Source organism: Methylocapsa sp. S129 (genome assembly GCF_009765995.1).
GTDB lineage: Bacteria > Pseudomonadota > Alphaproteobacteria > Rhizobiales > Beijerinckiaceae > Roseiarcus.
The window spans coordinates 273048-298184 of the sequence record NZ_LMUI01000059.1 but is presented as its reverse complement, the minus strand read 5'-3'; the positions used below and the strand labels follow the sequence as shown (position 1 = coordinate 298184).

Annotated in this window: 23 protein-coding genes and 2 pseudogenes; 15 read left to right on the top strand and 10 right to left on the bottom strand. The window is 63.2% G+C overall.

Annotated features, from left to right (window positions below; all coding sequences use genetic code 11):
- Window positions 1–3 precede the first annotated feature (3 nt).
- Entirely contained in the window at window positions 4–519 is a 516-nt protein-coding gene (locus tag GSQ90_RS29975; RefSeq protein ID WP_371418505.1) for an ABC transporter permease, read from the bottom strand.
- Between the two features lie 152 nt (window positions 520–671).
- Between GSQ90_RS29975 and GSQ90_RS29970 the strand changes: the two genes are divergently transcribed.
- The gene (locus GSQ90_RS29970; protein ID WP_158818641.1) at window positions 672–1067 is read left to right on the top strand and encodes a LysR substrate-binding domain-containing protein; all 396 of its coding nucleotides are present in this window, start codon (window positions 672–674) and stop codon (window positions 1065–1067) included.
- Window positions 1068–1201: 134 nt separating this feature from the next.
- Here GSQ90_RS29970 and GSQ90_RS29965 read toward each other — a convergent pair.
- Window positions 1202–1386: pseudogene (locus tag GSQ90_RS29965) on the bottom strand (IS5/IS1182 family transposase); the annotation flags it as partial.
- Between the two features lie 486 nt (window positions 1387–1872).
- Here GSQ90_RS29965 and GSQ90_RS29960 point away from each other — a divergent pair.
- The 4 genes from GSQ90_RS29960 to GSQ90_RS29945 all read left to right on the top strand — a co-directional run bounded on the left by GSQ90_RS29960 (window position 1873) and on the right by GSQ90_RS29945 (window position 7484).
- On the top strand, window positions 1873–3375 hold the full coding sequence (locus GSQ90_RS29960) for a HAMP domain-containing sensor histidine kinase (protein WP_158818640.1): 1503 nt from the start codon (window positions 1873–1875) through the stop codon (window positions 3373–3375).
- Window positions 3372–6308, top strand: a complete 2937-nt coding sequence (locus GSQ90_RS29955; RefSeq protein WP_158818639.1) for a bifunctional [glutamine synthetase] adenylyltransferase/[glutamine synthetase]-adenylyl-L-tyrosine phosphorylase — start codon at window positions 3372–3374, stop codon at window positions 6306–6308. The genes GSQ90_RS29960 and GSQ90_RS29955 overlap by 4 nt, the downstream gene beginning before the upstream one ends.
- 200 nt (window positions 6309–6508) lie before the next feature.
- The gene (locus GSQ90_RS29950) at window positions 6509–6973 is read left to right on the top strand and encodes a YbaK/EbsC family protein (protein ID WP_158818638.1); all 465 of its coding nucleotides are present in this window, start codon (window positions 6509–6511) and stop codon (window positions 6971–6973) included.
- A gap of 10 nt (window positions 6974–6983) precedes the next feature.
- On the top strand, window positions 6984–7484 hold the full coding sequence (locus GSQ90_RS29945) for a peptide deformylase (protein WP_246731838.1): 501 nt from the start codon (window positions 6984–6986) through the stop codon (window positions 7482–7484).
- Between the two features lie 28 nt (window positions 7485–7512).
- Here GSQ90_RS29945 and GSQ90_RS29940 read toward each other — a convergent pair whose 3' ends face one another.
- Entirely contained in the window at window positions 7513–8304 is a 792-nt protein-coding gene (locus GSQ90_RS29940) for an SDR family NAD(P)-dependent oxidoreductase (RefSeq protein ID WP_158818636.1), read from the bottom strand.
- 103 nt (window positions 8305–8407) lie between these two features.
- Complete coding sequence (locus tag GSQ90_RS29935; RefSeq protein ID WP_158818635.1) at window positions 8408–9004, bottom strand: TetR/AcrR family transcriptional regulator; 597 nt, start codon at window positions 9002–9004, stop codon at window positions 8408–8410.
- Window positions 9005–9090: 86 nt separating this feature from the next.
- Between GSQ90_RS29935 and GSQ90_RS29930 the strand changes: the two genes are divergently transcribed.
- The 3 genes from GSQ90_RS29930 (at window position 9091) to GSQ90_RS29920 (ending at window position 14259) form a co-directional block, all read left to right on the top strand.
- On the top strand, window positions 9091–9606 hold the full coding sequence (locus tag GSQ90_RS29930) for a DUF6622 family protein (protein WP_158818634.1): 516 nt from the start codon (window positions 9091–9093) through the stop codon (window positions 9604–9606).
- A 176-nt stretch (window positions 9607–9782) separates the two neighbouring features.
- Entirely contained in the window at window positions 9783–11099 is a 1317-nt protein-coding gene (locus GSQ90_RS29925; protein WP_246731837.1) for an efflux RND transporter periplasmic adaptor subunit, read from the top strand.
- 13 nt (window positions 11100–11112) lie between these two features.
- Window positions 11113–14259, top strand: coding sequence for a multidrug efflux RND transporter permease subunit (locus tag GSQ90_RS29920; RefSeq protein ID WP_158818633.1), 3147 nt, complete (start codon window positions 11113–11115; stop codon window positions 14257–14259).
- A 19-nt stretch (window positions 14260–14278) separates the two neighbouring features.
- Here the strand turns inward: GSQ90_RS29920 and GSQ90_RS29915 are convergent, their stop codons facing one another.
- Window positions 14279–15493 carry a TIGR03862 family flavoprotein gene (locus tag GSQ90_RS29915; protein ID WP_158818632.1) on the bottom strand — a complete coding sequence of 405 codons (1215 nt, stop codon included), beginning with the start codon at window positions 15491–15493 and terminating at the stop codon, window positions 14279–14281.
- Window positions 15494–15915: 422 nt separating this feature from the next.
- Here GSQ90_RS29915 and GSQ90_RS29910 point away from each other — a divergent pair, with 422 nt between their 5' ends.
- Entirely contained in the window at window positions 15916–16578 is a 663-nt protein-coding gene (locus tag GSQ90_RS29910) for a hypothetical protein (protein WP_158818631.1), read from the top strand.
- 139 nt (window positions 16579–16717) lie between these two features.
- Here GSQ90_RS29910 and GSQ90_RS29905 read toward each other — a convergent pair whose 3' ends face one another.
- Window positions 16718–17737: a LysR family transcriptional regulator gene (locus GSQ90_RS29905; RefSeq protein WP_158818630.1), complete on the bottom strand. Its 1020-nt coding sequence runs from the start codon at window positions 17735–17737 to the stop codon at window positions 16718–16720.
- A 224-nt stretch (window positions 17738–17961) separates the two neighbouring features.
- On the opposite strand from GSQ90_RS29905, the gene GSQ90_RS29900 reads away from it, so the two are divergent.
- Window positions 17962–18540 carry a hypothetical protein gene (locus tag GSQ90_RS29900; protein ID WP_158818629.1) on the top strand — a complete coding sequence of 193 codons (579 nt, stop codon included), beginning with the start codon at window positions 17962–17964 and terminating at the stop codon, window positions 18538–18540.
- Window positions 18541–18554: 14 nt separating this feature from the next.
- Window positions 18555–18887 (top strand): hypothetical protein, encoded by a 333-nt coding sequence (locus GSQ90_RS29895; protein WP_158818628.1) that lies wholly within the window; start codon window positions 18555–18557, stop codon window positions 18885–18887.
- A 59-nt stretch (window positions 18888–18946) separates the two neighbouring features.
- Here the strand turns inward: GSQ90_RS29895 and GSQ90_RS29890 are convergent, their stop codons facing one another.
- Genes GSQ90_RS29890 through GSQ90_RS29875 form a run of 4 tightly spaced genes read right to left on the bottom strand, consistent with a single transcriptional unit; the run spans window position 18947 to window position 22261 of the window.
- Window positions 18947–19186, bottom strand: a complete 240-nt coding sequence (locus GSQ90_RS29890; RefSeq protein WP_158818627.1) for an energy transducer TonB — start codon at window positions 19184–19186, stop codon at window positions 18947–18949.
- Window positions 19183–19728 (bottom strand): heme utilization cystosolic carrier protein HutX, encoded by a 546-nt coding sequence (hutX, locus tag GSQ90_RS29885; RefSeq protein WP_246731836.1) that lies wholly within the window; start codon window positions 19726–19728, stop codon window positions 19183–19185. Before hutX ends, GSQ90_RS29890 begins: the two co-directional genes overlap by 4 nt.
- Window positions 19729–19738: 10 nt before the next feature.
- Window positions 19739–20074, bottom strand: a complete 336-nt coding sequence (locus GSQ90_RS29880) for an antibiotic biosynthesis monooxygenase (protein ID WP_158818626.1) — start codon at window positions 20072–20074, stop codon at window positions 19739–19741.
- A 39-nt stretch (window positions 20075–20113) separates the two neighbouring features.
- Window positions 20114–22261 carry a TonB-dependent hemoglobin/transferrin/lactoferrin family receptor gene (locus tag GSQ90_RS29875; protein ID WP_158818625.1) on the bottom strand — a complete coding sequence of 716 codons (2148 nt, stop codon included), beginning with the start codon at window positions 22259–22261 and terminating at the stop codon, window positions 20114–20116.
- 269 nt (window positions 22262–22530) lie between these two features.
- On the opposite strand from GSQ90_RS29875, the gene hemP reads away from it, so the two are divergent.
- The 4 genes and pseudogenes from hemP to GSQ90_RS29855 form a co-directional block, all read left to right on the top strand.
- Complete coding sequence (hemP, locus tag GSQ90_RS29870) at window positions 22531–22713, top strand: hemin uptake protein HemP (RefSeq protein WP_158818624.1); 183 nt, start codon at window positions 22531–22533, stop codon at window positions 22711–22713.
- Between the two features lie 11 nt (window positions 22714–22724).
- Window positions 22725–23690: a hemin ABC transporter substrate-binding protein gene (locus tag GSQ90_RS29865; protein WP_158818623.1), complete on the top strand. Its 966-nt coding sequence runs from the start codon at window positions 22725–22727 to the stop codon at window positions 23688–23690.
- A gap of 41 nt (window positions 23691–23731) precedes the next feature.
- Window positions 23732–24778, top strand: a complete 1047-nt coding sequence (locus tag GSQ90_RS29860; protein ID WP_158818622.1) for an iron ABC transporter permease — start codon at window positions 23732–23734, stop codon at window positions 24776–24778.
- A gap of 65 nt (window positions 24779–24843) precedes the next feature.
- Window positions 24844–25137, top strand: a pseudogene (locus GSQ90_RS29855) (ATP-binding cassette domain-containing protein); the annotation flags it as partial.

Below are 25137 nucleotides of genomic sequence, written 5' to 3'. Positions count from 1 at the left end.
TCGTCAAAACTGCGATGGCGGCGGCCGGAAGTAGGGGGTAATGTCTCCATAGGTGATCAGTGTTGCGTTTTCCCGGACCATTGAGCCCCAGTCTGCGGTCGGCGGCTGGATGCCGACGCCCAGAAACGACAGGGCCGAAATCGGAAAGACAAAGCAGAACCTCAGCCCAAATTCGGCGACCAGTGTCGGAAGAATATTCGGCAGCACCTCGTGGCAGAGGATCCACCATTGTCGTTCGCCGCGCAGTTGCGCGGCTTCGACATATTCCAAGACGACCACGTTCATGGCGACGGCGCGCGAGAGGCGAAACACACGCGTCGCGTCCAGAACCGTAATGATCATGATGAGATTTGGGATCGACGCCCCAAAGATCGCCAGGAGGACGAGGGCGAAGATCAGTTGCGGGATAGCCATCAGTATGCCGATGGCCCGTGACAGGAGATGATCGACCCAGCCCCGCGACAGGGCCGCGAATATTCCGAGCACCCCGCCGAGGATAAATGCGGCGATGGTGGTCACGAGGGCGATCCCCAGCGAATTGCGCGCGCCATAGATAAGTCGGCTCAGCATGTCGCGGCCTAGTTGGTCCGTGCCGAGCAGAAAATTCGCCGACCATTCCCCGAACGGCTCGGGCGCTCGGTGAGGGGTATCTCGCCTTCCATGAGCTTTGCGTGGCCGATATCGGGTGCGTCGTTCCCCGCAACCACCGTCTCGCTGGCTATGTCGCGATCGAGCCGGAAGACTTGCGCGGCGAGGTTCTGATCACCTTTGCGGAAACGACCGTCATTGGCTTCCTGTTGCGGGAACGGCTCAGGCAGTTGGATGCGCCGATCAATATTTCGATCACGACCAATCAAGCGCTCGTCGCGTGTACGCTTGCTGCGATCGGGGCTGGCCTTAGCCTGATCGACCCATTTCTGTTGCTGTCGGACATGTTTCCGTCACTGATGATCATTCCCCATCAAGCCGGCTGTTCAACTGCGCCCAAGGATCGCGTTTCCGCCCAATCGACCGCTCTCGATCGTCGCAAGGGAATTCGTGGAGACTGTCAAGGAGACGGTCAATGAGCTCATTCCGCAATCGACTCTCCTAAAGCATGCAGTGCCATCAATCGGTCAATAGTGTTGAAAAACACTATCATTGGTCAGTTCGGCGTATTGCATTGATGGCCTTTGTCGCGGTCGATGAAGCTCTCTGCGCCTCACCCCGCCATGATTGACGCTTCGACGGGGATCAGCTTGACCAGTTTCTGCAGGTTCTGGGCGATGGAGGCGAGGGGGAACTCGTCGCGGGCGCCGCAGGGACCTCGCAGTCGCAGGCGGTCGAGCCCAAGGATGCATTTACGGTGGGCGAACAGCATCTCGACTTCTTTCGCTCTCGGCGTGAGACGAGGTAGGCCTTCCACCTCACTCCGTTTCGTCGTGCTGCGCATTCCGCGGATGAGCTAACGGATCCATAGGTGAGCGGCTCGCATTCGAAGGTATATGGCCCGGCGGCCGAAGACGCTCGGGCCGCACCTGCGATTCGCATAATGTTGTGCACGGAACGAGGTTCAGACTGGCGGCGCGTCGCGTTGTCGCAGCGGATCTATCGCCGCCGCTTTGGGTCGTCGCAATTCGTCTCCAACCCCAGAATGAAGGCCCAGTGGGCCAACCACCTCAACGCCAATCTCCGATCAGGGGCTTTTTCGGGAGATAGGGCTCGCAAGCGCGTCATGTCTGGCTATAGTGATCGATAGTCACTAGATGCGGCGGTGGGTGGTGAGGAACGGAGAATGGCGGCGTCAAATCGTGAGCCTGCGACTCTGGCCCTTGGACACGCGATCGCGGGGGATCTGACCGCGGTCCTGGTTGCCGTCACGGTATATGATTCGTGACAGCGCTCGGTAAGCTTTTCCGCACGACCGCTTTCAAGCTGTCGCTGGCCTTTCTCGTCCTCAGCGCGATCGGCGCCGGACTGGTGCTCAGCGTTGTCGCCTGGCAGGTGCAGGAATTGGTCGACCAGGAGACGGCGAGCACGATTGATGCGGAAGCCGCCGGCCTGTCCGAGCAATATGCACAGGGCGGCATCCGGCAACTCGGCATTATCATCGATGGGCGCTCGCGCGAGCCGGGATCTTCGGTCTATCTCTTGACCAATTTTGCCGGCCAGCCGCTGGCGGGCAATGTCGCGCGATTGCCGCAAGGCGTGCTGGACCGGCCGGGATTTGTCGAGACGCCTTATGAAACGGTTGACCAGCCGACGGCCGATCGGCGCGCTTTGGCGAAAATCTTTCTTTTGCCTGGCGGCTTCCGGCTGCTGGTCGGTCATGACTTGCGCGATCGCGCCCGCATCGGCGCCGTCATGGTTCGCGCCTTGGCGACCTCGCTGATCTTTCTGACGGCGCTCGGCGGCCTCGGCGGCCTGTTCGTTGCGCGCCGGGTGCTGCATCGCATCGACGCGATGAGCACATCGGCGCGGGCGATCATGGCGGGCGATATGAGCCAGCGGCTCGCCGTCATCGGTTCGGGCGATGAACTCGACCGGCTTGCGCTCAATCTCAATGAAATGCTCGGCCGCATCGACGAATTGATGGCGGGCCTGCGCGAAGTTTCCGACAATATCGCCCATGATCTGCGCACCCCGCTGACGAGGTTGCGCAACCACGCCGAAGCGGCGCTTCGTCGCGAAGGCGACAAATCCGACTATCGCGCCGCACTCGAGAGGACGATCGAGGAATCCGACGGGCTCATCAAAGTGTTCAACGCGCTGCTAATGATCGCGCGGGCGGAGGCGGGCACAGAACGCGCCGGGATGAGCGAATTCGATATCGGCCAGGCGGCGCGCGGCATTGCAGAGCTTTACGAGCCTTTCGCCGAGGAAGCGGGCGTCGCGTTGCGCATCGATGTCGAGCCGGGGCTGACGGTCGTGGGAAACCGCGAACTGATCGGCCAGACCATTGCCAATCTACTCGACAACGCCTTGAAATACGGTGCGCCGGCGCTGCCGCACGCCCTGCCTTCTCTTCCGGGCCCCGCTTCTGAGGTCGGGGAGGGGCCCAGCAGGCCCGACGCGGCGCCCGCTTCGCCAACGGATGTGACTCTCAGCGTCCATCGCGTCGGCGCTGAGGTTGAGCTTGCCGTCGCCGACCATGGACCGGGAATCGCGGCGGCGGACCGCACGCGCGTGCTCGGCCGGTTCGTTCGGCTCGAGGGCGCCCGTTCGCGGCCCGGCTCGGGCCTTGGCCTGTCGCTGGCGGCGGCGGTCGCGCGCATGCATGGCGGCGCCGTGCGGCTGGAAGACAATGCGCCGGGTCTGCGCTTCATCCTCGCCTTGCCGGTGCGTCCCCGCGCTCTTCCCGAACCTGCGATGGCGAGACTGGAGCCGCCGCGATGAGCGGCGTTCTCGCCGACCTGATCCGCGCGTCGCCGCGTCTGTCGAGTCCTGCGACGGCCAAGCGTCGCCTCGCCAGCCTCATGCGGGAGGCGGGCGCCGCGCCGCTCGCTGAATTTCTCGCCCGGGCGCTGCTGCGCGATCTCGCTTTGGGTCTCGCCGATCACTCGCCCTATCTGTGGGGCCTTGTCACGGAAGATCCCGCGCGGCTCGCACGTCTGCTTGGCGCGCCGCCGCAGCTTTCGCTTGATCGTCTCGTCGCTGATATGGCCGGGCGGCGCGACGAAAGCGAAGGCGATCTCATGCGCGCGCTGCGTCTGGCCAAGCGCGAATCGGCGCTGCTGATCGCGCTCGCCGATATCGGCGGCGTGTGGGATCTTGTGGAGGTGACGGAGGCGCTGTCGCGCTTCGCCGATGCCGCCGTATCCTGTGCGTTACGTTTTCTGCTGCGCGAGAACGCCGCCGCGGCCCGGCTCGCCATCGATGCGGATGAGGCCGATCCCGAGCGCGGCTCGGGGCTCGTGGTGCTCGCGTTGGGCAAGCATGGCGCCCGCGAATTGAACTATTCGAGCGACGTCGATCTGATCGTGCTGTTCGATCCGCAGGCGCGCGCCATCCCCGAAGGCGTCGAACCGGGGCCGCTGTTCGTGCGCGTCACCAAAGCGCTGGCGCGCCTTCTGCAAGAGCGAACGGGCGAGGGTTATGTGCTGCGCGTCGACCTGCGTCTGCGACCAGATCCCGCCGCTACGGCGGTCGCGCTCTCGATTCCCAGCGCCTATTCCTACTATGAGACGCTCGGCCAGAACTGGGAGCGCGCGGCGATGATCAAGGCGCGGCCGGTCGCGGGCGACAAGGCGATCGGCGAGCGCTTCCTGCGGGAATTGTCGCCGTTCATCTGGCGCAAATATTTCGACTATGCCGCGATCGCCGACATTCACGCGATGAAGCGCCAGATCCATGCTTTCCGCGGGCATGAGCAGGTGACCGTGCCTGGCCATGACATCAAGCTCGGGCGCGGCGGCATTCGCGAAGTGGAATTCTTCGTGCAGACGCAGCAGCTCATTTTTGGCGGGCGCCGGCAGCGCATGCGCGGCGCTCGCACGCTCGACATGCTCGCTGAATTGCACGCCGACGGTTGGGTGAGCGCGGAGGCGGTGAAGGAATTGTCGGAGGCTTATGAATTCCTTCGGCGCGTCGAACATCGGCTGCAAATGGTCGCCGACGAACAGACGCAGCGCCTGCCGTTCGAAGCGCTCGAACTGACGCGTTTCGCCAAATTCTGCGGCTATAACAGCCTCAGTCGTTTCAGCGACGACGTCGTCAAGCATTTGCGCGACGTCGAGACCCATTATGCGCGCCTGTTCGAACATGCGCCGGGCCTCGATGTGAGCGCCGGCAGCTTGGTCTTCACCGGCGTCGTCGACGATCCCGAGACGCTGACGACTTTGCAGCGCCTTGGTTTTCGAAGACCCGAGCAAGCCGCCGAGACGATCCGCGGCTGGCATTTCGGGCGCCGGCTCGCCGTTCGCGGCGCGCGTGCGCGCGAAGTGCTGACCGAGCTGACGCCCGCCTTGCTCGACGCCTTTTCGCGATCGGGCGATCCCGACGCCGCGCTGGCGGCGCTTGACGCCGCGCTCGGCCGGATGACGGCGGCGGTGGAATTATTCTCGATCCTGCGCTCCAACGCCGAGTTGCGCGAATTGTTCGGCGACATCCTGGGCAGCGCGCCTCGCCTCGCCAATGTCATCGCCACGCGCCCGCATGTGCTCGATGGCGCGATCGATCCGGCGCGCGCGACGCTGATCGCCGAAGGCCTGGATGAATCCTTGGTTGCGCGCCGCATCGCCGCCTATGTCGCCAGCGCGGCGACGATCGAGGGCGTGCTGGACCGGGCGCGCGATTTCGCCGCCGAGGAAATGTTTCTGATCGGCGTCCGGCTGCTTTCCGGCGTGCTCGATCCTGATCAGACGGGGCGCGCCTATAGCGCGCTCGCTCAGGGGATAACGGGCGTGCTTCTCACCCATGTCATGGCCGCTTTCGCACTTGAATATGGCCATTTGCCGGGCGGTCGCGTCGCGGTGCTCGCGCTGGGCAAGCTCGGCTCGCGCGAGATGACCGCCGCCTCGGACCTCGACCTGATCCTGATCTATGATTTTGCGGAAGACGGCGAGTCGGACGGGCCGCGCCGGCTCGGCGCGGGGCAATATTATTCGCGCCTGACGCAGCGCTTGCTCGCCGCGCTGACGGCCCCGACCAAGGCCGGGCGGCTTTATGAGGTCGATTTGCGCCTACGTCCCTCGGGACGCAAGGGGCCGGTGGCGACGCAATTCGCCGGCTTCGTGCAATATCAGCGCGACGGGGCGGAGACGTGGGAGCATATGGCGCTGACGCGCGCCCGTGTGATCGCTGGGGACGCGGAATTGGCCGGGGAGATCGAGGGCGCGATCGCCGCGACACTCTGCGCGAGGCGCGCCCGCGCCGCTCTCGCCAAGGACGTGCGCGACATGCGCGCGCTGATCGCGCGGGAGAAGGGCGATGCCGACCCCTGGGATTTGAAGCTCGTTTCGGGCGGACTGCTCGACATCGAATTCATCGCGCAATTTCTTGTGCTGGCCTGCGCGTATGACCGGCCCGCGATTCGCGACGTCTCGACGCGCGCCGTCCTCGTGAAAGCCGGCGCGGCAGGCTTGCTGACGCCCGCGCAGGCCGAAGCCCTGACGAATGCGCATCGCCTGTTCACCGACACGACGCAGATCATGCGCCTCGCCGTCGATGGGCCGTTCGATCCGGCCTTGGCCGCCGGCGGCGTCAAACGCCGCATCGCCGCCGCCGCCGCATTGCCCGATTTCGACGCGCTGGCGGGCGCGATCGTCGAGGCGCGCGAGAAGGCGCGGGAGGTTTTTCGCGACGTGTTGGGGACGGGGAAGCGGCGATGATCGAGTCTTGTGAATCCCCCCACCCCCAGCCCCTCCCCGCAAATGCGGGGAGGGGAGGCGCCAAGATTTCCCCGTGCAACGGGGAGGGGTTAGGGGTGGGGCGGAGCGTCGGTATAAGCGGACCCATAGAAGGTGCTATATTTCTGCGCGCTCCGTGCGTCCCGCCGAGAACTCAGCATCAAACCGAGCGATCCCCCAACATGAGCCTTGAGTCCGTCCGCGCCTTTCTCGTGCAGAATGCGCCCGACCTTCACATCATTGAAAGCGATGCGAGCACCGCGACGGTCGCGCAGGCGGCAGCGGCGCATGGCGTCGCGCCGCGCCAGATCGCCAAGACGCTGTCGCTGCGGATCGGCGAGCAGGTTGCGCTGATCGTCGTGGCGGGCGATGCGCGGCTCGACAACCGGAAATTCAAGGCGGCCTTCGGCGCCAAGCCGCGCATGCTTGACGCGGTCGAGGTGGCCGATATCACTGGTCATCCCGTCGGCGGCGTCTGTCCGTTCGGCCTGGCGCGGCCGCTGCCGATCTATTGCGATTCCTCGTTGCGGGATCTTGGCGAGGTCGTGCCTGCGGCGGGCGCGGTGAACGCCGCCTTGCGCATCGATGCGCTGCGCCTCGCCGACCTCGTCGGCGCGCAATGGGTCGACGTCTGCCAGGATCTCTAGGGCGAGGCGCGTGACCATCCGCGCGATCCTGCGGTTTCCCGATCCCCGGCTGCGGTTGGCGGCCGCGCCGATCGTCGCCTTCGACGAGACGCTCGCCGCCTTGGCGGACGAACTCCTCGCCGCGATGCGCGCCGCGCCGGGGATCGGCATTACGGCGCCCCATATCGGCGTTCTGCTGCGGCTCGTCGTGATCGAACTTTCCGCCGCCGACGGCGCTCGGATTTATGCGAATCCGTGCATCGAATGGGCTTCCGCCGAGCGCGCCCGCCACGAAGAGGGCAGCGTCTCGATGCCGGGCGTCATCGAGACGATCGAACGGCCGGCGCGCGTGCGCCTGCGCTATCAGGACCTGACCGGCGCGACGCGCGTCGAGGAGGCCGACGGCTTGCTGGCGGTTTGCTTGCAACACGAAATCGACCAGCTCGACGGCATGTTCTGGATACAGCGGCTGTCGAAGCTGAAGCGCGATCGCGTGGCGAAGCGGTTCGAGAAGATGGGGCGGGCGGGATAGGGCGCTTGCAAGCGCCGCCGCGCCGGCCTCAAGGCATCAACTGCCCGCCATTGACCTCGATGATCTGGCCGACGACATAGCCGCTGAGCATTTCGGAAGCGAGAAACAGAAAGGCGCCAACGCATTCTTCCGGCGTCCCGACGCGGCCGAGCGGTATTGTGAGACGCTGCGTCTCGAGCTGCGCGGCGCTCGTGTAGCGGTCGTGAAACGGCGTCGCGATCACGCCGGGCGCGACCGCGTTGACGCGGATTTTCCTGCCGATCAATTCCTTGGCGTGACCGCGCGTCAGCGTTGAGACGAAGCCCTTGGCCGCTGCGTAGATGACGGCGCCATTGCCCCCGCCGTTGCGCGCCGCGACGGAGGTCGTGTTGATGATGAAGCCGCCCTGGCGTTCCAGCCAGGGCGCCGCCGCGCGAGTCACCCGGAGGATCGAGCGCACGTTGAGATCGATGACGTCCTGAATATGCTCGTCGCTCGCCTCAAGCGAGGGCAGCCGGCCCAGCATCAGGCCGGCATTGTTGATGAGGCCGTCGATGCGGCCAAAATGAGCGGCGGTCTCGCCGACGATGCGCGCGCATGCGGCGGCGTCGGTGACGTCGCCCTGCACCAGCAGCGCCTCGGCGCCCGCGCTCGCGATCTCCCGCGCGAGCGCTTTGGCCGGCGTCTCGCTGGAATGATAATGGATCGCGACGCGCGAGCCCTGCGCGCCAAAACCCCGCGCCAATGCGGCGCCGATGCCGGTGGAAGCGCCGGTAATAAGCACGACCTTGCCCGCGAGGTCGGGAATGATCGGATGTATGGGAGCGTCGGAAAGCGCCATAGGTTTCGAGCCTCGATGAGAGCGTTTGTATGATGTCATTGTCTCTTTCGGACGCTGGCGTCAAACGACCGGCCCGGGAGACGCCTCGCGGCCGTCGAACCCTTCACGCCGAAGGCGGCAGGCCAACGCCCGCGAGGCGCAAGACGCTGCGGATCACCGCCTCCGCGTCCGCGCCAGCGTCGACTTGCCTGTCGATCATCAGCAAAGCGAGGCCATGCGCCAGGGACCACAGGAACAGAGCGGCGACGGGGAGTTCGTCGGCCGGCAGGCGCGTTCGCAAGCCCGCCACCACCTTTTCATAAGCGCGCTCGCGCAGCGCGTGAACGGCCTGGCTACCTTTGGAGGCGTCGCGAAATCCCTCGCCGAACATCAGCCGGTAGAGCCCGGGGTTGGCGCGCGCAAAGGCGATATAGGCGTGCCCGGTCGGGGCGAGCTGGCCCTCCGCATGGATCGGAGCGGCTTCAAGCCCCTCAGTCAGCTCGGTGAATCCTTGTTCGGCCAGAGCGACGGCGATGGCATCGAGGCTGGAGAAATGGTGGTAGACAGAGGGTGCCGAGACGCCGACGCGCCGCGCGAGTTCGCGCAGGCTCAGCGCCGCCGGCCCGCGCTCCTCCAGCAGCGTCCGCGCGGCGTTAAGGAGCGCCTTGCGCAAATCGCCATGGTGATAGCGGTCGTCAGCGCGCGTCGCGGGGGACGGCATGGCTTGGGGCGCTCCGTATCTTTACATCGTTAGGATGATAGTCTATCAAGCGCCGTCGCTCGTCAAACAAAACACGGGACGCCGCCATGTCGCATATTCCCGCTTATGTTTATGTGCTGTTCCTGGCGCTGTTGTGGATGGGCGTCGCGCGTTGTTATCCGCGCACCATCCGCGTCGAACGTCTCCTCATTCTGCCGGCGCTGATGGTCGTGCTAGGCGTGCGAGGGTTTTTCGGCCTGTTTCCGGCGCCGGTTCTCGCCGATCTCGCGGCGGCGTTGGCGGGCGGCGCGATCGGGCTGGCGATCGGCTGGCGCCATGCCGGGCGCTGGGCCATCGGGATCGACAGAAGCGCGCAGACGATCGCAACGCCCGGCGACGTCATGATGCTCGCCATCATCCTGGGCGCGTTCGTCTTCGAATTCGTCCTCCATTACGGCGTTGAGTCGCATGCCGGATGGACCGAGGTTTTGCCGATCGAGCTGCTCGCGGCGGCCTTGTCGGCATGGTTCGCAGGCATGTCGATCGGCCGCAACGGCAATCTGGCGCTGCGCTACTGGAGCGCGGCGCCCGAGCCGGTCGGCGAGAATATGCGCGTGCGATGAGAATCGCCCATTGAAAACGAGCGTGCGGTACGGATGCCACATGCGATCGTCGCAGCGAAACATTCGCTCGGCTCGGACTTGTTTATCTTTTGACCGGCTCCCTATATGAGGGCGCTCCAATCACGAAAAGTTGACGCCAAGAGCGCGCGTCATCGGCACGAAGGACAGTCCGCCGCATGAATCGAATTCTTTTGGCGCTCGTGGTGTTGGCCGCCGCCGTTGGCGGCGCGGCGAGCTCGAATCTTTTCAAACTTCCCTTTCCCGCCGCGGTTCTTTTTGTCCTGGCTGGCGTGTTGGCGCTGCTCCTGGTTTTGAGGCTGTTGCCTCTGGGGGTGCGCCGGCCCGTGGTTTTTCTGCTGACCTTGGCGATTCTGGCGGGACTCGGCGGCGGCCTCTATTATTTTCAGTTTGTCATCAAACCAGACATGGTCAAAGGCTTCATCTCCGCCGCCTTCGCGCCCAAGCCGTCGGCGGTGTCGGCCGAGCCCGCGAAAATGGAAAAATGGACGCCGCAGATGCCGGCCATCGGCAGCTTGCGCGCATACCAGGGCATTGACATCGCGCCGCAGGTGGCCGGCGTCATCAGCGCGATTCACTTCAAGTCGAGCGACGATGTCGCCGCCGGCGCGCCCCTTCTTCAAATCGATGATTCTGTCGACCAGGCGGATTTGAAGAACGGAATGGCGCAGCTCAGGAATGCCGACGCGACGCTCGAACGCCAGCAGACGCTGGTGCAAGGCGGCAATACCGCGAAGTCGCAAGTCGATTCGGCGGTCGCCGCTCGCGATTCGGCCGCCGCGACCGTCGAGCGCACGCGCGCCATCATCGCCCAAAAAGCCCTCGCGGCGCCCTTCGCGGGACGCCTTGGCATCAGCAAAGTCGATGTCGGGCAGTTTTTGGCGGTCGGCACGAGCGTCGTCACCCTGCAGCAACTCGATCCGATCTATGTCGACTTTCAATCGCCCGAACAGTCGTTGCGCACATTGGCGGTCGGCCAACAGGCGACGATGACGCTGGACGCGTTTCCGGACCGGACATTTACCGGCAAGATCGCCGCGATCGATGCGCGCATCAGCCAGGACACCCGCAACCTGCTGGTGCGCGCCGAATTCCCCAATCCCGATCACAAGCTTCTGCCTGGCATGTTCGCCAATATTGCGGTGACGACCGGCGCGCCCGCCGATGTCCTGACTTTGCCGCGCACGGCGATCATCTTCAGCCTCTACGGCGACAATGTTTTCGTGGTCAAGCCGGCGCCGCCTAAGGCTAGCGAAGCGCAGGCGGCGGGGAAAGACGACAAACCCAATCTCATCGCCGAGCGGCGCTTTGTGCGGGTCGGCGACACCCGCGGCGAGCGCGTGTCGATCCTCGAAGGCGTGAACGCAGGCGAGCTCGTGGTCACCTCCGGCCAGATCAAGCTCCAGCCCAATGGGCCGGTCACGATCGACAGCACGGCCGGCCTGCCGACGCCGGCGCAAACGCCCAAGCCGTGAGCCTCGAGCGATCATGAACCGCTTCACCGATCTTTTCATTCGCCGGCCGGTTCTCTCCACCGTGGTCAGCCTGCTCGTTCTGCTGGTTGGCGCCATGGCGGGCCTTAAATTGCAGATCCGCCAGTTTCCCGAGATGTCGAATACGACAATCACGATCACGACGACCTATCCCGGAGCCAATGCGGATCTGATCAAGGGATTCATCACGACGCCGCTTGAGCAGGCCGTCGCCAGCGCGGAGGGCATCGACACCCTCGTTTCGAATTCGCAGCAAAACGTCTCGACGATCACCTTGAATCTGCGGCTGGACGCCAATCCGGACCGCGCCGTGGCCGACGTGCTCGCCAAGACCAATCAGGTGCGCGGCGTTCTGCCGCGCGACGCCAACGACCCGATCGTCATCAAGCAGACGGGCCAAGGCTTCGCCCTGATGTATATATCGTTCAACTCCAAGGTGATGAATTCTTCGCAAATCACCGATTATCTGACGCGCGTCGTCCAGCCGCGCCTGCAAACGATCGACGGCGTCGCCACGGCGCAGATCTTGGGCGGCCAGACGTTCGCAATGCGCATCTGGCTTGATCCGACCAAGATGGCCGCGCTCAGCGTGACGCCCGCCGACGTGAGCCGGGCGCTCAGCGCGAATAATTTCACGACGGCGGCGGGAGAGATCAAGAGCGACTATACGCAGGTCAGCGTCAATGCGCTCACGTCGCTCGACAATGCGCAGGCCTTCGGGCAGCTCGTCGTGGCCACGCGCGGCGACGCGCTGATCCGCCTCGGCAATATCTCGAAAATCGAATTGGGTCCGGAAAATTCCGACAGCTCGTCGGTCTTCGACGGGCTGAAGGCGGTGTTTATCGGCATCTACGGAACGCCCGAGGCCAATCCGCTAACGGTTATCGATGGCGTTCGCGCCGCCATGCCCGACATCCAGCGCCAATTGCCCACCGGACTGCAATCGGCGATCGCCTATGATTCGACGCAGTTCATTCGCGCCTCGATCTATGAAGTCGCCAAGACGCTCGCCGAAGCCGCGGTCATCGTCATTGTCGTGATCTTCCTGTTTTTGGGCAATTTCCGCTCGACGATCATCCCGATCGTGACGATCCCGCTGTCGCTGGTCGGCGTGATGATTGCGCTGCTTGCGCTTGGCTATTCCATCAATCTGCTGACCCTGCTCGCGCTTGTGCTGGGCATCGGCCTGGTGGTCGACGACGCGATCGTCGTGGTCGAAAACATCCACCGCCATATCGAAGACGGCATGACGCCGTTCGATGCGGCGATAAAAGGCGCGCATGAAATTGCACTGCCTGTCATCGCGATGACGATCACGCTGGCGGCGGTTTATGCGCCGATCGGCTTCGTTTCGGGCGTCACCGGCGCGCTATTTCGCGAATTCGCCTTCACTCTGGCGGGCGCCGTCGTGGTCTCCGGCTTTATCGCGCTGACGTTGACGCCGATGATGTGTTCGAGGCTGCTGAAGCATCAGACCGGGGAGAGCGGCGGATTCGCGCGTTTTCTTGATCGTCGCTTCGAGGGCTTGCGCCGCGTCTATCAGCGCCGGCTGCACAGCACCTTGAATTTTCGCGCGCTGACCTTGCTGATCCTCGTCGGCGTTCTCGGGCTGACCGGCCTCCTCTATATCTCGACTCCAAAAGAACTCGCCCCTGAGGAAGATCAAGGCGTCGCCCTCGCGCTCGTCAAGACGCCGCAAGTCGCCAATCTCGACTATCTCGAACAAGCGACGCAGACGCTGTACGAAAAAGTGCGCGACATTCCCGAAGTCGCGCATGTCTTCACCATCAATGGTCTAAACGGCGTGCGGTCCGGCTTTGCGGGCATTCTCTTCAAGCCCTGGGACGAGCGTGTCCGCAGCGCGAAGCAATTGCTCGCCGCGATGGGGCCGAAATTTCTGGAAATCGCCGGCGCGCAAGTTCTCGCCTTCTCGCCGCCCGCGCTGCCCGGCTCAACCGGCGGGCCGCCGATGCAGTTTGTCATTCGCACGACCGGCGACTTTCAGACTCTGGCCAACGTGACCGCCCAATTGCAGAAAGAAGCGCGTGAAAGCGGCCTGTTCCTGTTTACCGATACCGATCTGAAATTCGACACGCCGCAATATCAATTCAAGGTGGATTTCGACAAGGCGAACCGCATCGGCGTCAATATGCAGGACATCGGCACAGCTTTGTCGACGATTCTGGGCGGCAATTACGTCAACCGGTTCAATCTCTACGGGCGCAGCTACGAGGTCATCCCGCAGGCGCCGCGCGAATTCCGGCTGACGCCCGATTGGCTGACGCGCTATGAAGTGCGCACCAGCAATGGTGAACTCGTGCCGCTTTCGACAGTGGCGAGCGTGACCCAATCGGTGCAACCCAATGCGCTGACGAGTTTTCAGCAATTGAATTCCGCGACCCTTTCAGGCGTGCCGTTCCCCGGCCGCACGCTCGGCGAGGCGCTCGATTTCCTCAAGGAGAAGGCCGAGAAAATATTCCCTGAGGGCTACACCTATGATTTCCAGGGCGATTCCCGCCAATACGAGCAGGAAGGCAATGCGCTGGTCTATACCTTCATCTTTGCGCTGATCATCATCTATCTCGTGCTCGCCGCGCAATTTGAGAGTTTCAGGGATCCGCTCATTATTCTGATCGCGCTGCCGACGGCGATGTTCGGCGCGCTATTGCCGCTCAATATTGGCGGCGTCCTGGGCGCGACCAGTATCAATATCTACACGCAGATCGGCCTGGTCACGCTGATCGGCCTGATATCCAAGCACGGCATTCTGATGGTCGACTTCGCCAATCACCTGCAGATGGACCAGGGCTTGTCGCGCCGCGAGGCGATCGAGCGGGCGGCGGGCGTGCGGCTGCGCCCGATTCTGATGACCACGGCGGCGATGGTGGTGGGCATGCTGCCGCTGATCCTGGCGGCGGGCGCGGGGGCCCGCAGCCGCTTTTCGATCGGGCTGACGATCTTTGCGGGCATGAGCATTGGCACGCTGTTCACGTTGTTCGTGACGCCGGCGGTCTACACATTTGTCGCGCGCGATCATCGCCTGGGGCATGGCGCGGCGGACTCTCACGCCGCGCCAGCCGACGATGCGCCGCATCCCTTGCGGCCTTCTTCTGTTGGCGAAGTGAAGGAAGCGGCGGAATAGCGAACGCGTCGCGCGGCGCTTACCTTTCCAGCCATTTCAGCGCGCCTCGGCCCGCCGCCGCGCCTGTTGCAAAGCACGCCTGCAGGAGATAGCCGCCTGTCGGCGCTTCCCAATCGAGCATCTCGCCAGCCGCAAAGACCCCAGGCAGGCGGCGCAACATGAAATTGTCGTCGAGTTCGCTCCATGCGACGCCGCCGGCGCTTGAGATCGCGCGCGCGATCGGCGCGACGGCGGTGAGGCGAACGCCGGCATGCTTGATACGCTGCGCCAGCGCGGCGGCGTCCGAGGGCGGAGGGCCCGCTTCGCGAAGAAGCGCTATTGCGATCGGCGCCAGGCCGACCGCCTTGCGCAGGAAAGTCGCAAAGGATTGTGCGCCGCGCGGCTGCTCAAGTCGCCGCGTCAGCGCGTCTATGGCGATATCCGGCTTGAGGTCGATTTCCAGCAGCGCCTCGCCATGCGCGTTGATCGCCTCGCGCAACGGCGCGGAAAGCGCATAAACGGCGCCGCCTTCCAGCCCCGTCGCTGTCACGACAGCTTCGCCGCGAACGCGGGCGCCATCAAAGCTCATGGCGATCGATTTCAGCGGGGTCCCTGCGAAGCGCTCTTTGAACGGCGCCGACCAACCCACCTCAAGGCCGCAATTGGCCGGCTGCAACGGCGTGGTTTCAACACCGACCCTCTGCAACCCTTCCACCCAGGCGCCATCCGACCCAAGACGCGGCCACGAGGCGCCGCCGCAGGCGAGAACGATCGCATCGGCGCTCTCATCAAGCCGCCCTTGCGGTCCGTCCAGAATGGGATTGCTGGCTTCGCCAAAACCGAGGAAACGGCAGCGAGGACGCAGCTCGACGCCGAGCGTTGCAAGCCGACGTAGCCAGGCGCGCAGCAGCGGCGAGGATTTGAAGCTTTTGGGAAAGATGCGCCCGCTCGTGCCAACGAAGGTTGGCTCACCGAGCGCCGCGCACCAGTCGCGTAAAGCTTCCGGCGGGAAGGCCTCGATGGCGGACGCAAGATGGTGCGCCGCCGCGCCATAGCGCTTCAAAAAGTGGTCGGGCGGATCGCTATGCGTCAGATTGAGGCCGCCGCGTCCCGCCAGCAGAAACTTGCGCGCGGGCGATGCCGCCTGATCGAATATGGCGACGCGGCGGCCTGCCCGCGCGATGACTTCAGCCGCCATCAGCCCCGCGGGGCCGCCGCCGATGACGATCGTGCGAGCGCTGCGGGAGTGGTCCATGAGCAAGTGGTCTCGCGGTTTCCTGAGCGCGCGCCGATAATCCGAACCCCGTCGCCATCGACATGAACAACGATATCAGAATCGTCGACGGCGGTAGCGCAGATCGCCAAATTCCGGCGGTGGGGGCTCCGGCCGCGTCAAGGCGGCCGTGATTGACGGCCTAGTCGAGGATGCGCTGCTCAGTGAGGCGGCCCGCCTCGGAAATCGGGCGCGTGGAACGTCGACAGCCGCTTGAATGCGCCATCGATCGCAGCGCGATCTCCGGGGGCCAGGGCCTCTATCCGCCCTTTGACATAACCGAGGACCTTTTTCCAATCGCCTCCGTGCAGGCAAACAGCCTCTTCGAAAAACCTATTAAGTAAATTCAATTTGATCTCTTCGGGAGGCATGACGAATCCGCTTTTACTCGCTGATGCACAAATATGAACAACGGCGGTTCAAATCAATCGCTTCCGGTATGCCGCCGACTCACCCATGTTTGGCGGAGCGAATCGACAATCCAGAGCGCCAAGATGAGCGGCCCAGCAGCCCATAAATCCGACAATACGATCCGCGTCGTCATCGTCACGAATAACGAGCAGCTTCTACATGCCTATGCCGTGCGGAGCATCTGCTTTATGGAGGAGACCGGACTCGCCGCACGGCGAGCTTTCGATGGCAATGATTTTCAGGCGACGCATATCGTCGTCTATGCGGAAGACGAGCCCATCGGAGCCTGCAGAATACGTTGGTTCAATGGTTTTGCCAAGGTCGAGCGGACGGGGTTCCGTCAAGCCTACCGCAATGTGCGTGTGATCAAGCAGATGACGGACTTCATCTTCGCGCACATCGCCCGCAAGGGCTATTCTAAGGTGGTGACGCTGGCCAAGCCTAAATATGCGACGATATGGGTTCGTATGTTCGGATTCCGTGAGGTCAGGGATCGACCGCCTACATTGTCGGGAGACGGGGAGCCGTTTCTCGAATTGGTTAAAGACCTGTCGCTGCCCGCCGACGCAATTTCAATCGATACCGATCCGAACGTTCTTTTCCGGGTGGAGGGATCCTGGCATGTGCCCAGCGCATTCGAAGGCGGTGATGGTTGACGCCTTGCGCCGGAGCCCGTGGGCTCCGGACCCCGAAGACGAGCTCCGATCCGCTGGCGAGGCGGCGGATTTCAATTCTCCATCCACCTTGATCCCGGACATAACAAGCCAAGACCATGAACCGCTCGCGCGCCGGCCGCTAAAGATTGAAAAGCCTCTGGTAGCCTTCGTTGAACGGAGAGTCGCGGCCCACTTCGAGAGTCATCTGCTTGGCGAACCACGGATTGTCCGCGCTCAGAAGAGACAAAAGCAAATCGAAGACGACCTGCACGGGTTTGGCCTGGAGACGCTCGGTCAAGGCCGTCAAATAGAGCGGGATCGCGACCGTACAGTCGAGGTCGAGCCGAATGAATGCGGGCTCCTGAACGTTATAGCTGGCGAGCAGGCCGATGCCGAGGCCAGCCTTGACCATCATGGCGTAGGTGATCGGAGCATCGCAGCGATGCGAGACGGTCCCGCGTTCAACGAGGTTTCGCCACGGGCTCCAAACCTCCACCTTCGACGAATATCGATCAGAATCGATGAACAGATGATTCTGAAGATTGTCGGGCGTCGGCAGACCCATTCTCTCGACATAGGATCGGCTGACGAGCGGCATGTAGCGAAACGTCCCCATGCGCACCGACGTCAAATCCTGATGACTCTCCCGCGCAAATCCGACCATCAGGTCGGTCTGGTTTTCGACCAGGCTGAGATAGTTCTGGGGGCTCTTCAACTCCACGCGAATGCGAGGGTGGTCTAGCGCCAACCTCCTCAGGCCAGGAACAACGAATATGACGCCGATCCCATCGGTAACGCTGAGCCGCACGGTGCCTTCCGCCTGGCCGAGTTCGGCGCGAAGATCGTTGGTGAGCGTATGGATTTCCTGGTCGACTCGTTGCAGCGCCTGAGCCAATCCCTCGCCTCTTCGGGTGAGGGCCGCGCCGGTCTTGCTGAACACGACAAGCTGAGCGCCGATCGCGTCCTGCAGCCGCCTGATCTCGCGCCCCGCGGTCATCCGGCTGACGCCTAGTTCGTCGGCCGCCCGATTCAGGCTCTTGGCCTTCGCCACCGCAAGAAAAGTGCGCAATTCCCCCCAGTAGCGACCGCTTAGCAGACTCCCGTCTTCGATCGCCAATTTGCTAATGGACGGTGCTCCAGTCCTGAAGGGATGGTCCATGACAATGTTCCCGGCAATCGGTTGGGCGCCGCTGACGAACGATGCGGCGACGTCCAAATATCGGCTTCGCTGCGCAGAATTCCTGGCAGTCGAATTAAGTATACGCGTTCTAACAGAACACATGCTGGCGGCGAGAAAATGAAATGGTTAATTCAAATTAAATGCTTGATCCACAAGTAATTTATTTCACGGCGCTCGCCCGATGGACGGGCGTTGGCGCCCTCATGCCATTTTTGGCGGTTGCGGCGACCTTCACAGTGGTCCGGCTTTGCAAGCCGGAAATCGAGTGCTTCCTAGCAAGTCGCGATCAGTTGTTTTCGCAGAGTTTCCGATCCATTGCCGTGCGGCGTTTCGATCTGGCTCACGGCCGTCTCTCAATCTTCACCGCGCATAGCGCAGCCAGTCGAAAGTCACGATGGATGGTTTCGGTTGGCGCTTTGAGGGGTGTGAAAGACTGGCGTTGGCGATTGATGCACATTTTTGAACAGTCGCTGTTCAAATGGATCGCTTCCGATACGAAAGCTCATGCCTTAACTCATTATTGTTATCTGCGGCGCGGGGCGAAAGCATGGCGCGCCGGGACACGGCGATTTGGTCGCGGCCAAGAGCCGGGATTACGCGGGGAATGCGCCTTGCTCATCAGCGCGTCGGAACCGATGCCCATATCATTCAATCGGCTTGGGGGAGCCGGAATGTCAAGTCTGGGCACAGGAGACCTCGTTCCAGATTATGACCCTGAACGCCGCTGGGAACGAATCATCGCCGCAATATTCGACGCGGCGCAGACGGACTGCGGCGGGTGACTGCCGATTCGACAATGACCTCAATCAGCGACCTGCGAAAATTGGCGGATCAGCTTGAGGAATGCGCTCAAGCCGGCGCGGGCGCTCAATTGTCGCCACATTCGACCGAGCTTCTGCTTGGCGTCATCCATACCCATTACGATAGCGATGAGGCGGCGCGGCGAACGATCGTCGAGCATGGGTTTCGCATCGTTGCCGCCGACGCCGAAGGCGAGTCTGAGGAAATTCTGGGGAGCGCCTCCGATCTCTCGATTGCGAGAGCGATGTTTGACGAGGCCGTCAGACAAAAACTTGATCGGAAGATCAGCTTGAAAAAGGGCTCAGACGTCCTCGACGAAATACGATAGCGAGCGTGAATCGCACGACTCAGGCGCTCTCTGCCAAGCCCGCCTCGTCGCGCGTCACTCTAACGATTGAACCGGATCGGCACAGTCAGCGTAATGACGTGGCCGTGACCAAATTCGGGCGGCGGGAACGGAACCGGGCTGCAGCGACGGGGCAGCGCGACAGCCTCCGCGTCAAGCGCGGGATCGCCCGATGATGCGACAAGGCGCTCGGAGATCACGAGGGCGAGCAAACTCAACGACGCTGCGGCGAGGCGCCAGAGCGGATTTGTCCGTCGCCCACTCGCACGTGCGCCGTTCACGCGTCCGCCGCCTCTTCCATCGTCTTCGCGCTCAGCGCCTCGGTCTGGCGCAGACGCTCAAAGCGATCGAGCTGATCGGCGAGAAGCTCCCGCTTATTGTCACGCGCGACGAAGACCTTGAACATCGCGCCGCCGTCCAGGTTGATGAACTGAAGCGAGCAGGAGCGACGCTTGAAGAAAGGCCTGTCGATGAAATAGATCGCCGCGCAGCGATCGGCGCGGATATGCCCGCCGAGCGGGCTGTCGCCATGAATGTTGAAATAGCCTCGCCCCGCCTCTCCCGGCGGCAGTTCGGCCTTCGTTTCGAAAACGCCGTCCTCGGTATGGACGATGAACATGACCGGCCCCCAGGTCGTCAGTTCACGCCAGACGGCCTCGAATCGCGCGCCGGCCGCGGCGAACGCCGCGCCAGCCGGCAGACGATCGAAGACCGCGCGCAGCGGCGCGCCATGGCGGCGCGCGATCTCATCGAGGACGCCATCGGGCTCGACCGCCAGCGCCGCGCGAATCGCCTGGTCTGTTTCGGCGGATAGGGCGAACATGGTCATATCCTCAGGCGACATCTTGCAGGCGAGGATTCCTAATGAGCTGGATCGTCTCAAAACCCTCGAATTCGGGATGGCCGAGATGCAGCGGTTTATTGCCGCCAGCTTTGGCGTGAGCGGCGCGGAACTGTTCCGATTGCGTCCAGGCGGCGAACATCTCCTTGTCAGCCCAGAGCGTGTGCGAAGAGTAGAGCGTGTGATCGTCTCGCTCGGGTCCGCGCAACAGTCGGAATTCGATGAAGCCTGGCAATTGATCGAGATAGGTCTCGCGCGAAAGCCAGAGATGCTCGAAGGCCTTCTCTTCGCCTTTGATGACCTTGAACCGATTCATGGCGATAAACATCTTGCAACTCCGTGAGGTAAAATAGCGCTGGGGATCAGATCATTTCGAAGCGAATTTGATGGTCAGGCCGGCTTTGACGGTGATGCCGGCGTTGGGTTCGACGTCGAGAAATTGGGTGTATTGCTTGTTGAACAGATTGGTGATGCTCAGGTCGCCGCTGACCCGATCGTTGTAGGCATAGGACGCGAAGAGGTCGACGAGGCCATAGGCGGCGCTCGGCAGGGGTGTCGTTCCGTCGCTGTCCGCAGCGATCGGCACGTTTTTCGCACTGGCGCCGACCAGCGTGAAGCGACCGCCGACGGTTAGCGAATTGTCGTTGAGGAAGCGGAACCCCAGCGTCGTGCTGGCTCGATAGGGGGGGACGGTGGCGAGCGCCAGGCCGTCGACCAGATTCTTGCCGTCGATCGCCGAGCCAGCGACGGAAAGGAAGCCACGGCCCCAGTCGTAAGCGCCTTCGAGCTCGACGCCCTGAAGCCGCGCCTTGGCGACGTTGACATATTGATACGACGTGATGGGAAAACAGAGAAATGGCTCCGCCCCGCAAAGCGAAGCGGGCGCTCCCGGGATGAACGGCACGAGATAGGGCGAGCCGACCGGCTCTATGTCGATGTAATCGTCGACCCGGTTGGTGAAGGCCGTGATCTTGCCCCGAAAGCTGTCGCCGGACTTGAACACGTCATCGTACTTTAAGTTGACGCCGGCCTCCAGATTATGCGCCGTCTCCGGCCGCAGCGTTGAGTTGGGCAGGATGTCGAAGGCCGGAAAGGGATGCACGCCTTCGATCAAGGTCTCGGTGACCGAGGGCGCGCGATAGCCTTCCGCATAGGTGCCGTAGAACTCCAGGCCCTTGATTGGCGTAACGCCGATCGTCAGTTTGGGCGAAACATGCTCGCCGCTCGATTCCACATCGCCGCCGTGCAATTGATAATCGTCATAGCGGATCGCGCCCAGCACGCGCAGCCAGCCGCCATAACTCATCTCGTCCTGGATGAAGGCGCCCGAAAGCGTGCGCCGCCCCGAAGGCGTCAACGCCGCGACGTAGCCGCCAGCGTCGTCGAATGTATGAACGTTGTCCAGCACGCCGTCGCCGCCAATCGTCAGAGCGTGGTTGACCGCGCCCGTGCTGAACCGTGACGTGTTGTGAATGTCGAAGCCGTAGGTGTCGACCTTGTCGTCCAGAGCGTCGCCAGGCATGACGCCGAGCGCCGAATAAACGCCGAGCGCATCGGGCGCGACGAAGGTCTGGCGGTTCTGGGTCGTCGAATAATAGATCTTCGAATCGAAATCGATCAGCGGCGTGTCTGGCGACGCGAACTTGTAGCCCAGCGTGTAAGTGCCGGTCGTGACGTTGTTGTCGAAGCGGGGGCCGGCTGTGCTCGTGCCATCATTCGTGAAGCGATTGTTCTGCGTCAGCGCGGTCGCGGAGATCTGTTGTCCGTCGGAGGGCCGTACGTTAAGCTTCAGCAATCCGCCGAGCAACTGGCTGCCGGTATCGGGCGCCGTGTCTCCCACGCCGTCCTGAAAAGAGTCGGCGTTGCGGTAGATGAGCTGCCCATAAATATCGGCCGCCGTGCCGATTCTGGCGCCGGCTGATGTCGAGGTGACGACGCCAGCGCCGTTCGTGCCGACGACGACATGCTCTTGCACGCCATAATTTTCGTCTGGCTTGAGGAGGTCGTTGATGTCGCGGGTGCGAAACGAGACAACGCCGCCGATGGCGCCTGACCCATAAATGTTCGACACCGGGCCGCGCACGACGTCGGCCTGGCCAACAAATTCCGGATCGAGATAGAACGTGCCGTTCGCGTTGTGGCCGGAGATTTGATAATCCTGCCGCGCGCCATCGACGAGCACATTGACGCGGCCGAAATCCTGCATGCCGCGGATGTTGATCGACTGTCCGGGATCGTTTGGCGTCACCTGCGCGGCGACGCCGGGAACGTTCTGCAGCATCTCGGAAATCGAACCCGGCTGCTGCTGCTTGATCTGCTTGCCTGTCACGACGCTGGCGCCCGCCATCGTGTCGACGACCGATTCTTCCGTCTTTGTCGCGGTCACGGTGATCGTGTCGAGATTGACGTCGACGCCGCCCTGCGCGGGTGCGCTTGCGGCCAAGCTGCCGGCCTGTTGCGCTGACGCCGCCCCGACGGAAAGCGCGAGCGCCGCCAACACGGCGGATGAAGACATGAGCAACGATACGCGGCGAACAGAATCCATAGCCCTTAAACCCCCAGCTTTATTGAATATTTGCTGGCTGGCTTGACGCTTCTAAAGCGTCGCTGGCTGGCTCGCCGCCGCGTTGGACGATCCATGCGGCTTGACTGGATTTACTAACTCATAATATTCGTGTCAACACGACTTACGAAATCCACTTTTATTCAATTCTAAACTGAACGTTGTTGAGAAAAATTCTAAGGAATCGTAGTTTTGACACATTCTAAACTTGCGAAGCAACAATGATCGGCGAGACGCTAAATCCGCCCGCGGCTGGAAGCCAGAACAGTCCGCAGCGACCGGGCGCGCCCGTCATCGACGTCCGCGATCTCCTCGCCGGTGGTCGGGAGGCGACCATCATCCATGCCGGCGAGCGTTATCGACTGCGCATCACGGCGAAAGACAAACTCATTCTTACGAAATGACGAGGTTCGAAATGCTAGCTGGAAGTCGCGCGCGCATTGCTCATATCCTGTCGGGCGCTGAATGTTGCGCCATTCCGGTCGTGCTGGCGGCTTGTCTTTTCTGGACGGGACCGATCGGCGTGATCAACGCGCCCGTCGAGACGGCGCGCGCCCAGACGGTCGGCGCCAATCGGGTCGTGACGATCGGGGGATCGATCACCGAGATCGTCTATGCGCTGGGTCTTCAGAATCGTATCGTCGGCCTGGATACGACGAGCGTCTATCCGACCGAGGCGCTGAAAAACGCGCCGAACGTTGGCTACATGCGGGCGCTATCGGCCGAAGGAATCCTCTCGCTCAAGCCACGTTCGGTGATCGTCATCGACGGCTCGGGTCCGCCCGCGGCGCTCAAGCTCGTGACCGATGCGGGCGTCCCGTTGACCTATGTGCATGACGAGCCGAGTGCAGACGGCGTAGCCCAGAAGATTGAGGCCGTCGGCCGCCTGCTTGGCGAGAGCGACCGCGCCGCCAAACTCGCGGACGAGACGCGCGCGCGCTTTACGCTCATCGACGCGATGCGCGCCAAGATCGTCAAGCCGGCGCGCGTTCTCTTCGTGCTTTCGTTGCAGAACGGCAGGCCCATGGTCGGCGGCCACGGCAGTGCGGCCGATGCGATCATCAAGCTCGCCGGCGCGGTGAACGCGGCCGAAGGCATAGAGGGTTACAAGCCGATGACCGACGAAGCGGTGATCGCCGCCGCGCCTGATGCGATTTTGAAAATGACCAATGGCAATCTTGTCGGCGCAGCCGATGAAATGTTCGCCCTGCCGAGCTTTGCCGCGACCCCGGCCGCGACAAAGAAGACGCTGATCGGGATGGACGGGCTCTATCTTCTCGGATTCGGTCCGCGCACGCCCGACGCGGCGCGCGATCTGATGACGGCGCTCTATCCCGATCTCGCCCTGCCGCCTCTGCCCAAGGCGACCGCGTGGCGGTGAGCGAACAAGGGGACGAAGCGCGCTCCGGCGCGCGTATAACAATGGACGAACCGCCGCGAACGGCGCAGGTCGGCGTGGCGCTGGCCGCGCTGCTCGCCGTCATCGCGATCCTGTCGCTGACGCATGGCGCAATGTCGGTCGCCCCGTCGCGCGTCTTCGATATCCTGTTCCGGTCGGGCGCCTATGGCGCCGGCGATATCGGCAGAGACGCGCTCGTCGTCCTGAACATCAGGCTGCCCCGCCTGCTGCTCGGCGCCATGATCGGCTCGGCGCTCGGCGGCTCCGGCGCGCTGATGCAGGGCCTCTTTCGCAATCCGCTCGCCGATCCCGGCCTCGTCGGCGTCTCGGCCGGCGCCGGTCTTGCCGCCGCGGCGACAATCGTGTTGGGCGAAAAGCTGCCCGCGGGCTTGACCGGCGGTTCGTCCTTCTCGCTTCTGCCCGCCGCGGCCTTCCTGGGCGCGCTGGCCTCGACCGCGTTCCTTTATGCGGTGACGACGCGCGGCGGCCGGACCTCGATTGCGACGATGTTGCTCGCCGGCGTTGCGCTCGCCGCTCTTGCCGGTTCGCTCACCGGGCTGCTGGCCTATGTGAGCGACGACCGGCAATTGCGCGATCTGACCTTCTGGTCGATGGGCTCGCTCGGCGGAGCGACTTGGGCGAAAGTCGAAGTCCTCGCACCGGTCTGCGTCTTGCTCGTCGCCGTCGCCCCCTTTCTATCGCGCGGCCTCAACGCGATGGCGCTCGGCGAGGCCGAGGCCTTCCATCTCGGCGTTCGCGTGCAGCGCTTGAAGATCGCGATCATTCTTCTTGTCGCGATCGCGGTCGGAGCGAGCGTCGCGGCCGCGGGCGTCATCGGCTTTGTCGGCATTGTCGCGCCGCATCTTCTGCGCCTGGCGATCGGCCCGGATCATCGCGCGCTGCTGCCGCTCAGCGCCGTCGCCGGCGCGACTCTGATGGCGGGAGCGGATATTTTGGCTCGCACGCTCGTCGCGCCCGCTGAAATGCCGATCGGCATTCTGACCGCCGCCATCGGAGCGCCCTTTTTTCTCTGGCTGCTGCTGCGCGGCGACTGGAGCCTTCGCTCTTGAACGGGTTCCTGTCGGCGCGGGGCGCGAGCTATCATTGGCGCCGCCGTGCGCTCGTCAACGCGGTTTCACTCGAGATAGCGCCTGGCCGCGTCACGATCGTCATCGGCCCCAACGGGGCTGGGAAATCTACCCTTTTGCGAATTCTGAGCGGCGAATTGACGCCGACCGCCGGCGCGATCTGCTGCGACGGCGTAGCTATCGAGCGCTTGGCGCCACGGCTGCTCGCTTGCAAGCGCGCGGTGATGACGCAAGCCGCTCAATTGTCCTTTCCCTTCACGGTCTACGAGGTCGCGCGGCTCGGGCTTGACGGCATCGGCAAAGGCCTCTCGGCGCATCGGCGTGCGCAGCTCATCGCGCAA

Coding starts and splice junctions, on each gene's coding strand:
- GSQ90_RS29900 (WP_158818629.1), top strand. CDS start 17,962: ATGCCATTTTTGGCGGTTGCGGCGACCTTCACAGTGGTCCGGCTTTGC.
- GSQ90_RS29935 (WP_158818635.1), bottom strand. CDS start 9,004: ATGCCGTCCCCCGCGACGCGCGCTGACGACCGCTATCACCATGGCGAT.
- GSQ90_RS29915 (WP_158818632.1), bottom strand. CDS start 15,493: ATGGACCACTCCCGCAGCGCTCGCACGATCGTCATCGGCGGCGGCCCC.
- hutX (WP_246731836.1), bottom strand. CDS start 19,728: ATGTTCGCCCTATCCGCCGAAACAGACCAGGCGATTCGCGCGGCGCTG.
- GSQ90_RS29860 (WP_158818622.1), top strand. CDS start 23,732: ATGGACGAACCGCCGCGAACGGCGCAGGTCGGCGTGGCGCTGGCCGCG.
- GSQ90_RS29925 (WP_246731837.1), top strand. CDS start 9,783: ATGAATCGAATTCTTTTGGCGCTCGTGGTGTTGGCCGCCGCCGTTGGC.
- GSQ90_RS29940 (WP_158818636.1), bottom strand. CDS start 8,304: ATGGCGCTTTCCGACGCTCCCATACATCCGATCATTCCCGACCTCGCG.
- GSQ90_RS29910 (WP_158818631.1), top strand. CDS start 15,916: ATGAACAACGGCGGTTCAAATCAATCGCTTCCGGTATGCCGCCGACTC.
- GSQ90_RS29930 (WP_158818634.1), top strand. CDS start 9,091: ATGTCGCATATTCCCGCTTATGTTTATGTGCTGTTCCTGGCGCTGTTG.
- GSQ90_RS29895 (WP_158818628.1), top strand. CDS start 18,555: ATGACCTCAATCAGCGACCTGCGAAAATTGGCGGATCAGCTTGAGGAA.
- hemP (WP_158818624.1), top strand. CDS start 22,531: ATGATCGGCGAGACGCTAAATCCGCCCGCGGCTGGAAGCCAGAACAGT.
- GSQ90_RS29905 (WP_158818630.1), bottom strand. CDS start 17,737: ATGGACCATCCCTTCAGGACTGGAGCACCGTCCATTAGCAAATTGGCG.
- GSQ90_RS29880 (WP_158818626.1), bottom strand. CDS start 20,074: ATGTTTATCGCCATGAATCGGTTCAAGGTCATCAAAGGCGAAGAGAAG.
- GSQ90_RS29865 (WP_158818623.1), top strand. CDS start 22,725: ATGCTAGCTGGAAGTCGCGCGCGCATTGCTCATATCCTGTCGGGCGCT.
- GSQ90_RS29875 (WP_158818625.1), bottom strand. CDS start 22,261: ATGTCTTCATCCGCCGTGTTGGCGGCGCTCGCGCTTTCCGTCGGGGCG.
- GSQ90_RS29950 (WP_158818638.1), top strand. CDS start 6,509: ATGAGCCTTGAGTCCGTCCGCGCCTTTCTCGTGCAGAATGCGCCCGAC.
- GSQ90_RS29920 (WP_158818633.1), top strand. CDS start 11,113: ATGAACCGCTTCACCGATCTTTTCATTCGCCGGCCGGTTCTCTCCACC.
- GSQ90_RS29955 (WP_158818639.1), top strand. CDS start 3,372: ATGAGCGGCGTTCTCGCCGACCTGATCCGCGCGTCGCCGCGTCTGTCG.